Genomic DNA, 12,583 nt, shown 5'->3' on the forward strand with positions numbered 1-12,583 from the left:
ACCTATTTATATTTTTTCAATATAATCGCTCTAATGGCACAGAAACAACCACTTTAAATAAATCGCCATCGATTGTGATTTCCATGCTGCCTTGGTGGAGATCGACGATAGATTGAGCAATAGCAAGGCCAAGGCCTGACCCTTCTGTATGGCGAGCGGTATCAGCTCTTTTAAAACGTTCATAGAGCTCCTCGACATTTTGGTCGCCAAACTCATATTTCGTAATATTTTTGATAACAAACTGCGCTTTATCATTCACTTTTTCTAATGTGATATAGACACGTGTTCCTTCCATTGTATACTTTAATGCATTGATCAACAGGTTATCTAACACGCGCCACCACTTTTGGCCATCTACATATGCGAATAATGGCTCCTCTGACAATTGCACACGGAACGACATATTTGCTTTTTCAATTTCTTCCTCATGTTCGCCCACTGCTTGCTTGACTAGTTGATTTAAATCAACTCGCTGTTTGTGCAGTTCAATATTACCGGTCGCCATCTTAGACACCTCAAATAGATCTTCAATCAATGTTTTTAAGCGTTGTGATTTTTTATCTAATATCGCTATATAGCTATTACGCTCATCCTCTGTCAATGCAGGATTCTTCAATAAATCAGTGTACGTAATAATGGATGTTAATGGTGTTCTTAAATCATGGCTGACATTGGTAATAAGTTCAGTTTTTAACCGCTCACTTTTCGCTTGCTCTGTAATAGAAGAACGGACACCTTCACGTAAGGCGTTCAAATTTGCTGCATGCTGGGCAAAAGGTGATTTGCCTCGAACGGGAATATCACCGCTTAATCGCCCCTTCGCCATATCCTCTGTCTGTTTCATCATTCGATTTAAATAACCCATGCGACGCAGAAATACTAATGTTGCTGGAGTTGCTACAAACATAAATAAAAACATGTAAAGTAAAAATGCCCCTCCACTACCATCCGATACAATGACTATGCCTACGCCTGCTAAAAAAACAGTAATTAGCAATGCGATAGATTGTAGACCAATGCTTCTAGATAAAAATAAATGTTGAATATCCTTTATTACATGAAGAAGGATAGATTCTTTAATAGCTTTCGCACGCTTCTCCCCTGTATCCAAGTCTTTCATCAACATCATCGATTGCCTAATGATAAAATGTACTAAAACAAACAATAAAGCAAATTCAAATATAAAAGTGAAAACAAACATCGCTTTATTAAAGAAAGTTCCATATATACGAGTGAATACTAAGTGTTCCGATAATAAAATAACGGCAAAGAGAGTAGCAAATAAATTTAATGCAATAAATATCCCTCTTATATCAATAGGCCATTTACGTATCCACTGGTAAAATGCGCGGCCCTTCTGTATCTCTAATTGAAACGGACGTAATAAAAATAAGGCAATTATAGAGAATATACTAACTAACCAAATAAAATAAAGAAGTCGTTTGTGGAATTGAAAGTTTTTATATTCCTCATAGTAGCTTGATTGTGTAAATAATTTTTCTGAAATAGAGATACTTCCTGTATATCGGTGTGTCTTCTGCTCCAATAAATTTGACACATCATAAGAGATTCCATCACTTCCTTCATACACGATATCATCAGAAGATAATGATAAATCTAGGGTATCATCGGTACGATTATACTGCTTTGTATAGGCTGTATCTCCCTTCACATTGCCCTTCACAAATGACTGGCCCGTCTCTAGATCAGTGAGGTTATATGAGTAATAAGAGAAATAGTTGAAAAAGTACTCTTTGTTATTCTCTCTGTCGCTTATATACTGATCAATATCTTTTTCTTTAATTTTTATAATCTTGTCGCGTACATATTGATCGTCTTCAAAGTTCTTTGTGATATCTTTTATTTTTTTCTCTCGCTCTTTGATTAGTGCCTCTTCGACAGTAGTAGCCTTGGCATCTTTTGCTTCTTGGATCCTATCTCTATACTGGTCTTTAATATTGGCTATTTGCTCTCCTAAGCTTCCATAATAATTCCGATAATCCTCTATTTCACTAGAAGAGACCTTGATTTTTTTCTTCGCCTCATCTCCATCTGCTGGATTTAATACAAGCGAGCCTAATTGGTGTGTAAAATCGTCATAATCTGATTGGAAAGTATCAGATTCAAAAAAGTTTTTCAGAAAGTATTGGTGGCCATATTCTAAAAAAGAATATAGCCCAATCAATACAATAGAAATTAGAGACAACTGGGCAATATATTTATTTCGTTTCATGCGTTTCCTCCAATTGTACGTGTTAGCTGAGCTAGGGCTTTGGCAAAACTAAAATCAATAAAGTGCAAAATAAATGATAAGCAATATAAAAGACTAGCGAATGCAAGCAACAAAGCGATGATTGACCAAATCATTGCGCTATGCTCTTTCCATTTTGTAGCCAATTCCCCACACCACCTTTAAGTACTTTGGATTCTTTGGATCTACTTCTATTTTTTCACGTATTTTTCTTATATGAACTGCAACAATATTATCCGCATTGTAAGCCGCTTCTTTCCAAACACGCTCGTAAATTTCTTCTATTGAAAATACACGACCTGCATTGGTGATTAAGAGTTCTACGATGTTATATTCAATCTTTGTCAGTTTTATAGGCTCGCCGTCCAGCGACAATTCCTTTGCTTCTGCATCTAATGCTAACCCGCCTAATACTACTTTCCCTTGCTGTTCTTGATAGGTCCCAAGTTTTACGTAGCGACGCAATTGCGATTTAACGCGAGCCATTAATTCTAATGGGTGAAAGGGCTTTGTCACATAATCATCCGCGCCAACTGATAGTCCGTGAATCTTATCTCCATCCTCAGCTTTAGCGCTAAGCATAATAATCGGGATATTTTGTTCTTCTCGTATTTTAAAAGTTGCCTGTATCCCGTCCATTTCTGGCATCATAATATCCAATATGATTAAATGGACTTCATTTTCCATTAATTTCTCTAATGCCTCTAACCCATTCGCTGCTTTTAATACATGGTAACCTTCGTTTTTTAAGTAGATTTCAATGCCATCACGAATATCTTGGTCATCATCTGTGACTAATATTGTATAGGATGCCACTTCATGCACCTCATTTCACTGTTTTCTATATAGTTCATTTTACAGGCCAAATCTTAAAAAGAAGTGAGCCTAAAAATGAAGAAATTCTTAAGATTTACTCCTATTTTACAGGATTTCACAACCCTATCGAAGAGAACTTTCTAACATCACCAATAATAAACACCAAAAAACAAACTATTATCACTTCATTCCTAAGTGATAATAGTTTGTTTTTGTAACTTGCCCACTCTACTTGATTCTAAAATGGAGTATGATACATCTCTGGAAATAGAGTTACTACTTTAAAGGAATATCAAAGTTTTTTCCTGATCTTATCAATTCGTGCGTAACGCCATTACGTACATCGTCTGTAGAGAACTGAATGTCACCCATTTGTTTAGGACGCTTTTTCAGCAATAAGCCTATTCTTCCCTCTCTTTTTTCACCTTTACGATAGTCGACTCTTGATGCGCTACTTTCGCCAACAAAGGTATCATTACTAAAGATAAAGTTTCTTCTTGGAACGTAAAAACTTTCTCCATCAAATTGAACATCTAGGAAGCTAAAGAACTGCACTACCTCAGGATATTGATTAGTCACTTTATAGATAATTTCTATGTAATATGCACGGTCTTTAATCTTCCACCCGGATTTTTGAACAGCCTCATTTAATTCATTCCAATCTGCATCTTTGTATTTGTTTTTTTCTTCAAGTAAATCCTCTATCGACTTATTATTATAATTATTTAAATATTGTTTCTCTTCATCTACTATATCTGTCATTTTTATCAGCTTAACTTCCTTAACAAAGATATGCACCTCGCCAACATTATACTCTTTCCTTATATTGTAATGTTGAATTAACTCAAGCGTCGCTCTATCTTTTTCCCTCACTTTTTGCCCTTGCGTCTGTAAGAAATCGTCTCCACCACTTTCTACTATTTTCAAAGTCTTTGGTTTTTCATTTTTTAGGGGCGCTTCTTTCATCTCTTTTTTTGGAGCTAATTCATAAAATGCAATTAATAAAACACCAATCATCGCTAATATCACTAAAGCTGCCCATAGAAGCCTTTTATTATTCTTCAAAAAATAAACCTCATTCTATAAAATATGCTTCATCTTTGCTAGAATTTTTCTTAGCAAAAAGTTAGAGAGAAACCATTAGCCTCTCGGTCTTATATTGTAGCTAACAAACCAGCAGTTGAGCAACCCTACATCTACTAGTATAATGAAGCAAAAAGGGGGTTCTTTTGATGTACAAAAGTGTGGCAGATACAGCACAGGATCTCTCTATGCCCGAACATCAAGTGATGCGCTATGTCTTAGAAGGAAGGATACGCGCTGTACATGATGGCCAGCAATTCCTCGTTAATAGCGACCAATTTGAACGTTATTTTGAACAATTGGATAGAATAAAAGAAGAAATCGAAATATGGAAAAACACACCTATTCCAGAGGATATTGATATTAAGGATGAGGATTAATGACAATGAGGACTACTTTGTAAAATTAATGATAATAATAAAAGTACGCCATTTAAAAATTAGTGGTGTACTTTTTTGTTTATCACTCCTCCTAAATTCTCCAATGCTACAATAGGATCATTACTGTCAGGAGCTGATACAATGACTAATTTATATTTTGTTAGGCATACACATTCTACCTATACACCTGATGAATTAAATAGACCATTATCAGAAAAGGGATTTTCTGATGCCCCACTGGTTACAAGATTATTAAAAACAGAGGGTATTGATTTCGTTTTTTCAAGTCCTTATAAAAGAGCGGTTCAAACCGTAGAGGACATAGCAGAATACATACATACAGATATAGGAATTATAGAAGGTTTTAAAGAACGGACTTTAACTGCAGTCCCTTCAATGATTTTGCTTTTGCAATAGCAAAAGTCTGGGAAGACTACAACTTTTCATGGGAAGGTGGAGAGTCTAACGTTGTGGCTCAAGAAAGGGGTATTGAATCTACATTTAAAATATTAGACAACTATAAAGGTAAAAATGTAGTGATAGGAACACATGGAAATATCATGGTGCTAATCATGAATTTCTTTGACAGACAGTATAATTTTTCTTTTTGGCAGAATCTTGATATGCCAGATATATATAAATTGACTTTTGACGGAAAAGTTTTAAGAAACGTAGAAAGAATTTGGGATAGAAATTAATTCTTGTTTACTTAATTGGCGCGATTGTATTAACACAATTGCTCTTAAACTACATATTAATCCAGGTAGGAGTGTGACAAGAAGGTACTTTGAATAAAAAGGTATTTTTTTATTGAACATACTAAGGATATAACAATCGATTTACCCCAACCTAACAAGGCACATTATTTTAGGATGGTGGTAATTTTGAAGTTCATAAAAATAGTTACTTGTTTGTTAGTTTTTTTAGTTATTGTCAATTTGAAAGATCGTGAAGTAATCGCTTCAGATCTTGAAATTACATTAAAAGAAGCGATTAACATTGGATATCAGAGAGCGAAAGAATGGAATGTAAATGCAACACTTACAACAGCAAACAGTGTGGATGAAACAATGGGAGGTTCGAGAGGAGATACAGGAAAACGCTTTAATTGGTTTACGACCTTTGTGGTACCAGGTACAGAAGATTATGTAATAGTTGGTATCTCAAAAAAGAAAATTACCTTCTTTAGACCGAGTAAACAAACCCAAGGCCCAACAATTCCTTTTGATGATATTAGGTTAGATAGCTTTGAAGCTCTACAATTGGCTAAGGATAAATACGGATTAAAACAAGGGAAGGATTGGGCGACAGGATATCATTTTACACTTGATAGTATCGAGGGTGAACCTATTTTAACAGTGGTTGGAAATGATCGAGATAACCGTTTTACTCGAATTTCATTCAATACCAAAACTGGAGATATAGTCAGTGCAATTCATAAATTACCTTTCGGCGGTGGATTACTATCCAAACATATTGGGAATGAAGTTCTGTCAAATAAAGGAATGGCTATTATGGGTGTTGTTGCAGGGAACAAACAATTGGTGATATGGGGCGACAAAAAGCCAACGCAGTTTAGCACAACCAAGCAACCCTTTATTGAATTGAGCCATAACAATGGTAAAACATGGATAGAACTGCAATTTAATGGTTATGTAGCACATGCTTGGTTTGATATGAAAGATCGATTATACGTAGCCACAGAAAAAGAAATATGGGCAGGTATTACATCGAAAAGTAGGGGTACTAAAATCCTTTCATTAGAGTACCCTATAGAGAAAATTGATTTTTCTGCTAACAACCAGATAGCTTTGACTTCAAAAGGTAAGGTTTACTATACAATCAATCAAGGAGAGACTTGGGAACAAACTGTAGTACCTAAACCATTTAATGTGCTACAAATCTCAAATAACGGTGATTTGGTAATGTTATCAGATGAAGGAAGTATTTTGCAATACACAAAAAATCAATGGAAATTAATAACCATACCACATTGTAATGATGAACCTATGGATATGAAAGTGATTAATAATAGGCTATTTGTTACAACACAAGGCGGAATTTGGACTCGAAATCTCCGACAGAAAGGTAAGGGAAATTGGAGAAATGTCCAAGTTGATGAAGTGCTGGTTAGATTTATTAAAAAAGGAGAGAAGTTGTTCGGCAGCACACATAGAGATGAAGCTATTTATTCCATCAATACAAGAGATGAACAAAAATCTAAAAAAGTCTTTGATACGAGAGATCTCATCGTTTGGGATGTGGATATCATGAAAGATACGTTATGGATTGCGACAATACCAGATTATTCATGGGAAGATATGCCGATTAAGTAGACGATAAAAGTATGTAGTGTATAGCTATAAATAGCATTCTACTCTTCAACCCAAAAGACTAAGAAGAGAAGTTATATAATGTAAAAGGATAGATGTATACAGGTCCACACTCCTGTTCATCTATCCTTTCTTTTTAAACCAATATTATGATAAATATCTTTTAATTGAGTTAAATTGAAATAGCAGTTTTAGTCTTTGTTAGCATATCTCCATAATCTTCCACCATCACGCTCGCAGTCGGAAGCATTCCCGCTCCTGGCCCTACAAGTGTTACGGTGCCTAGCAGATCCGCCTCAATGGCAACAGCGTTGTTTACTTCCTCAATTGAATAGAGAGGGTGACTCTGATCTATGAGCTCAGGTCTAACTGTCGCATGCACCTCGCCTGTTTTATAATTTTTTTGGACTAGTGCAATATGTCGGTAGCGCATGCCTTTTTCAGTTGCTTCTTTTACTTGTTGGGATGTGATTTCATTAATACCTTGTACTTTTACATCCTTCCAATCTGGCTGCTCTTTAAATGCTAGTTCACTGAGGATCATTAGTTTTCGAAAAGCATCTTGGCCTGATATATCGTTATAAGGATCTGCTTCAGCGTAGCCTAATTTCTGTGCATCTTCTAAAGCTTCCTCAAATGCCATTCCTCTGGCACGCATTTGGGTCAATATGTAATTGGATGTTCCATTTAATATACCTTGAATGCGCTGGACCTCATTGACACGAAGCAGATTTTGCATCGTTTTTATAACAGGAACGCCGCCTGCAACTGTTGCATCAAAACCTACCTGCACTCCCTGTTTCGCTGCTTTTTCCTGAAGTGATTTACCATGCTTAGAAAACATCACTTTATTAGCGGTGATAACGTTGCATCCCTTTTCAATAAGGCGGTCAAGGTATTGATATGCAGGTTCCTCTCCTACAATTGCTTCGAAAACAACATCAAGATTCGGAATATCCAGGATTTCCTCTATTTGATTTGTCAGCAACTCTTTAGCAGCGTGAGGACGTGGCTTATTCGGATTGCTTACGAGGATTTTTGCTACTTCTAGGTCGACACCTAGCATCCGTTTCAATTGACTGCGCTTTTCTGTTAATATGCGATAGACCCCCTGGCCAACTGTACCGAAACCTAATATAGCAACCTTTACCTTTTTCAAAAAACCGCCTCCATTCTCTTAATCAATTAATCTACATACTGATGATTTTAGCTTACACAGAGTATGTTTACAAGATAATTCCTCCCATAAAAGACATATGTATTTACAGTGTGTTCATTCAATTCAAAATGAAAAGAGTGACAAGACAATCCATCACTCTTTTCTTTATTTATTTAAAAATCTTAGGAAATGCTGCTATTTCCCTGAGGCGAAGTGAAACTCATTAACAAATTATTTTGCTGCAACTTTTGGGCTTACCTTTGTGAATGCTTCTTCTAGTGCAGAGATGATATCATCGATTGCTTCTAACCCAATAGATAAGCGAATTAATTCCTCTGGCACGCCTGATTTTTTCAACTCTTCACTGTTTAATTGTTGATGAGTAGTAGAGGCTGGATGAATAATCAATGAGCGGGCATCTCCTACATTTGCCACGTGGCAGAACAATTCGACATTGTCGATAAATTCGCGTCCAGCATCTCTGCCCCCTTTAATTCCAAATGTAAGAACAGAGCCATAACCATTCTTTAGATATTTTTTGGCAAGAGGAGCGAATTCGCTATCAGAGAAGCCGTTGTATCCTACCCATTCCACCTGAGGATGCTGACGTAAGTATTCAGCTACCTTTCTAGCATTTTCATTATGATAAGGCACACGAAGATGCAGTGTTTCAAGACCCTGTAATAACTGGAAGGCAGCATCTGGGCTAAGCGTTGGCCCAAAGTCGCGCAGCAATTGTACGCGCAGGCGTGTAGTGAAAGCTGCATTACTCACATCAATGCCATATCGGATGCCATGATAGGATTCATCTCTTTCTGTATAGTCAGGGAATTTACCTCGTGTCCAATCAAACTTGCCTGCATCCACCACAACACCACCGATTGTCGTACCGTGCCCGCCAATCCACTTAGTCGCAGAGTGAATCACAATATCAGCACCATATTCGATAGGATTGCATCCAATCGGTGATGCAAATGTATTGTCGATGATTAGAGGGATTTCGTGTCGATGGGCAACATCCGCAATACTTTCGATATCTGCTACTGAAAGACTAGGATTACCAATCGTTTCAACATAAATCGCTTTTGTATTTTTTTGGATTGCACCTTCAAAATCTTCAAGCTTCCGTTCATCTACAAATGTAGTATTGATTCCGTATCGTGGCAAAGTATTGGCAAATAAATTGTACGTTCCTCCATATACACTCGCAGCTGAAACTATATGATCACCAGCACGCGCTATATTTAAAATAGAAAATGAAATGGCCGCCATGCCTGATGATAAAGCAACCGCTGCTGTTCCACCTTCAAGCAGGGCTACTCGTTTTTCAAAGACATCAACAGTAGGATTCATGATTCGAGAATAAATGTTACCTGGCTCTTCCAAGGCGAATAATTTCCTTGCATGCTCTGTATCATTAAACCTATAGGCTGTAGTTCGGTATACCGGCACTGCAATTGCACCAGTTGTAGGATCAGGCGTTTGGCCTCCACGTACTGCTAAAGTCTCTTTACGAAATTCTGTCATTCTAATTCCCCCTAATATAGTTTGAGATGGAAATCTGAGGCATGTGGCAAGGATTTTCCAAAAGAAAAACCCTTCTTCACATAAGAAGAGGGTCATTAGCATTTTCCTCCCCTTATCTGTCAGATCCGCAATAAAGAATCTGTAGGAATTAGCACCATGTAAGATAACTTACTGGTTGCCGGGCATCGCAGGGCCTTTCCCTCCGCCACTCTTGATAAAGGTAATTTATTCTGTTCCATCTTGTTGTTGTAAGTATAGGTATTGCATTTTAAAAAGTCAATACTATTTTTTGATATTTCTAAATATTACATACAAGCGGATTCGTTTCGCTAGTCATTTCCTACAATTTCTCCTATAGTTAATTAAAGAAATCCACAAAATAGGAGTTGTTCTACAGATGGTTAAAGATTTATTGCGTAGCCATTCATCTGTTCGAAAATATACAGGTGAAGAGATACCAAAAGAGGTTGTACGAGATTTAATTGAAACAGCACAAATGGCTGCTACCTCACATTTCATCCAAGCATACAGTGTCATCTGGGTAACTGATGCTGACAAAAAGAAAAAATTAGGCGAGCTCTCTAACAATGAGTTCCAATTCAAAACAGCAGGTGCTTCTTTCTTATTCTGCGTTGACTTCAAGCGTTTGGAGGCTGCCGGCAAAAAGCAAGGTGTAGAAATTGTGGCTGATTCTGCTGAAAACCTTCTTGCAGGCGTAGCCGACGTAGCGCTATTTGCACAAAACTTTGTTATTGCTGCTGAATCAGAAGGATACGGTATTTGTTATATTGGCGGTGCGCGTAATAACCCAGCTGAGATCAGCGAATTATTCAATCTGCCTGAACACGTTTTCCCTATGTTCGCCATGACAATCGGAAAACCGACGAAAAGAAATGAAACAAAACCAAGACTTCCACTGGATGCCGTGCTGCATGAAAATAGCTATGATGAAGAAAAATACGATACATTACTTGATGAATATGATGCGACATTAGAAGAATACTACCAACATCGTTCATCGAATCAAAAAATGTCGAATTGGACAAAACAAATGGCTGATTTCTTAGTTGAACAGCGTCGTCCATTTATCAAAGACTTTCTTGCAACCAAAGGATTTACTTGGAAATAGAAAAAAGCTCTATAAGGTTTTTGGCTTTCGTCTACCTTATAGAGCTTTTTTAATTATTTTTCTTCGATTCCCTCTATAACCATTTCTTTTACTGGTAAAAAGACTTCGCTTGAATTCACATATTTCAGCTTTACAGTGTCACCTTCTTTCAGATAGACGGCGAGAGGAGCCACTTCTGAACTCACAATATAATTTTCTTTATTATCTAGCAAGAAGGAAACAGTAGTGAAATCCCCATTCTTTTCTTTATAAACGCGGACTACTTTTCCTTGAGCTTCTTTTTCTTCTGCTGCAGATGTTCCTTTTAACGAACTGTTGCCAATTCGGGAGATAATTGTTTTATATTGCCTTAATGCTTCATTTGGAGTTGCTGCAGATACTGAAAGTTCAGGCCTTGCTGCAGACACAATCGAGTAATTTTGCAGGAAGCCATTGGAATCTAATACTGGTACAAGCCAGCTAGCTTCACCGTAAAAATTGTAGATAATCGGCATAGAAGCACGCCATTTTTTCTCAATGAATTTTTTCTCAATGATTTGAATAGCACCCTGTGAATCCATATAGGATTCTTCTTTATTGCCTGTATAGTACGTTGCATGACCTGTGCGAGCGTCTGTTAAAGAGTAGCCAAGCATAGAATCTACGCCTTTTTTCGGGCTTCTAAAATCAGTGAAATAATACATGGTTCCATTCTCATCAAAAACAGGGCTGACATTTGCTTCTGTCCCTTCATCTGATGGCAATTTCACATCTTTCTTGCCGACTAGACTATTCCAAAAGCCATGCACATATTTGCCGAAATATTCATTTTGTCGACTTACCGCTTCTGGAGAGATTGCTCCGTCAATAAAGGCAGGTATTTTATCTAATGTATACGTTTTAGAAGCGCCTGTTTTTACATCTACCATAACAATGCCCTTTGGATCAAAGCCCTTACGCGCAGAAATGAATTTTCCATACGTTCTGATGTAATACGGCTTGCCGTCATCGTCTACTTCCAATTGTGGATCGCCATAAAAAATTTCTTTTGGATTAGCAAGTCTCATGTGGCGTTCGACATTATTGTTAAAATAGCCAGAAGCTGTGTAAACCATTTCAGATTTAACGAACTTTGGATTGTTAGATGAATCGGTTGCACTCATAATGAGATACCCTGGCGAAACCTTCCCCTTCATCCATTTAAAAAAGTCAGAAAACTCAACGGGTGCAATATAAACATATTCGCCCGCTACTTTTTGGATCTGCAATTCTCCTAATTCATAATAGCTAGGATTTGGCACTTGGCTAAAGGCCTTCTTCATCTTATTTCGTGCGAATTTTGGTGGAACACTTGCAGGCGTTTTTGTGTCATCAAACGCTTTCATTTCCACTTTGTGATCCATATCCGCCGACTCAAATTTTTGATTGGCGTTAAAAACAGGAGCAGCTAAAAGATAACCAAAATAAATTAAACTAGCAAAAGCGATTAAACCTTTTATTTTACGTTCCATTCCTGTGGATAATAAAAGACCAATGATAGCAAGAACTAAAATAACAGGCCATATTACAGACCAATTTTGATCTAATTTAGTTACATAGAAGACAATGCTCGAAATTAATGTTCCTACAATAAAAATAAATAAGCCAAATTTTAATTTAAACGATGTTTTATGATCGCCCTCTGGTGTCTTGCTTGCAAGCGGCGTTACCAAAACCATTGCGATCAAACCGATTAACGCTGACATCGTAAGAGTTAGTGTCATGTATTACTCATCCTTTCTTATCCTATAAATACGGTTGGAGCGAATGAAAGTTTCAAAGAATTTATATGCTTGAGAAGATTGAGTTCCAACTTCATCAAATAGTTCAACTAGATTGGTATAATTACCCTCCAATTCGGGAATTCTTTAAAAAAAAGTAATTGGA

The 12,583-nt window shown here is 36.9% G+C and carries 10 protein-coding genes, 1 pseudogene and 1 riboswitch; of the genes and pseudogenes, 4 read left to right on the top strand and 7 right to left on the bottom strand.

Annotated features, from left to right (window positions below):
* Nucleotides 1-16: 16 nt before the first annotated feature.
* The 4 genes from RCJ93_RS10165 to RCJ93_RS10180 form a co-directional block, all read right to left on the bottom strand.
* Nucleotides 17-2,233 carry a sensor histidine kinase gene (locus RCJ93_RS10165; protein WP_150283364.1) on the bottom strand — a complete coding sequence of 739 codons (2,217 nt, stop codon included), beginning with the start codon at nt 2,231-2,233 and terminating at the stop codon, nt 17-19.
* Complete coding sequence (locus RCJ93_RS10170; RefSeq protein ID WP_158512612.1) at nt 2,230-2,397, bottom strand: hypothetical protein; 168 nt, start codon at nt 2,395-2,397, stop codon at nt 2,230-2,232. The genes RCJ93_RS10165 and RCJ93_RS10170 overlap by 4 nt, the downstream gene beginning before the upstream one ends.
* A complete protein-coding gene (locus RCJ93_RS10175) occupies nt 2,372-3,067 on the bottom strand; it encodes a response regulator transcription factor (protein WP_066791496.1) in 696 nt (231 codons plus the stop codon). The genes RCJ93_RS10170 and RCJ93_RS10175 overlap by 26 nt, the downstream gene beginning before the upstream one ends.
* 276 nt (nt 3,068-3,343) lie before the next feature.
* On the bottom strand, nt 3,344-4,132 hold the full coding sequence (locus RCJ93_RS10180) for a hypothetical protein (RefSeq protein WP_446738921.1): 789 nt from the start codon (nt 4,130-4,132) through the stop codon (nt 3,344-3,346).
* A gap of 167 nt (nt 4,133-4,299) precedes the next feature.
* Here RCJ93_RS10180 and RCJ93_RS10185 point away from each other — a divergent pair, with 167 nt between their 5' ends.
* The 3 genes and pseudogenes from RCJ93_RS10185 to RCJ93_RS10195 all read left to right on the top strand — a co-directional run bounded on the left by RCJ93_RS10185 (nt 4,300) and on the right by RCJ93_RS10195 (nt 6,866).
* The gene (locus RCJ93_RS10185; protein WP_150283362.1) at nt 4,300-4,530 is read left to right on the top strand and encodes a helix-turn-helix domain-containing protein; all 231 of its coding nucleotides are present in this window, start codon (nt 4,300-4,302) and stop codon (nt 4,528-4,530) included.
* Nucleotides 4,531-4,671: 141 nt separating this feature from the next.
* Nucleotides 4,672-5,228: pseudogene (locus RCJ93_RS10190) on the top strand (histidine phosphatase family protein).
* Nucleotides 5,229-5,441: 213 nt separating this feature from the next.
* Nucleotides 5,442-6,866, top strand: coding sequence for a hypothetical protein (locus RCJ93_RS10195; protein ID WP_446738923.1), 1,425 nt, complete (start codon nt 5,442-5,444; stop codon nt 6,864-6,866).
* 169 nt (nt 6,867-7,035) lie between these two features.
* Here the strand turns inward: RCJ93_RS10195 and RCJ93_RS10200 are convergent, their stop codons facing one another.
* Together RCJ93_RS10200 and RCJ93_RS10205 are read right to left on the bottom strand one after the other, a co-directional pair.
* Entirely contained in the window at nt 7,036-8,022 is a 987-nt protein-coding gene (locus tag RCJ93_RS10200) for a homoserine dehydrogenase (RefSeq protein WP_150283360.1), read from the bottom strand.
* Nucleotides 8,023-8,253: 231 nt separating this feature from the next.
* Complete coding sequence (locus tag RCJ93_RS10205) at nt 8,254-9,549, bottom strand: O-acetylhomoserine aminocarboxypropyltransferase/cysteine synthase family protein (RefSeq protein WP_150283359.1); 1,296 nt, start codon at nt 9,547-9,549, stop codon at nt 8,254-8,256.
* 109 nt (nt 9,550-9,658) lie between these two features.
* Nucleotides 9,659-9,770: riboswitch (SAM riboswitch) on the bottom strand.
* Nucleotides 9,771-9,946: 176 nt separating this feature from the next.
* Between RCJ93_RS10205 and nfsA the strand changes: the two genes are divergently transcribed.
* On the top strand, nt 9,947-10,678 hold the full coding sequence (nfsA, locus tag RCJ93_RS10210) for an oxygen-insensitive NADPH nitroreductase (RefSeq protein WP_150283358.1): 732 nt from the start codon (nt 9,947-9,949) through the stop codon (nt 10,676-10,678).
* A 53-nt stretch (nt 10,679-10,731) separates the two neighbouring features.
* Here the strand turns inward: nfsA and RCJ93_RS10215 are convergent, their stop codons facing one another.
* Complete coding sequence (locus RCJ93_RS10215; protein WP_446738924.1) at nt 10,732-12,420, bottom strand: hypothetical protein; 1,689 nt, start codon at nt 12,418-12,420, stop codon at nt 10,732-10,734.
* Nucleotides 12,421-12,583 lie beyond the last annotated feature (163 nt).

This window comes from Rummeliibacillus sp. BSL5 (genome assembly GCF_052928305.1).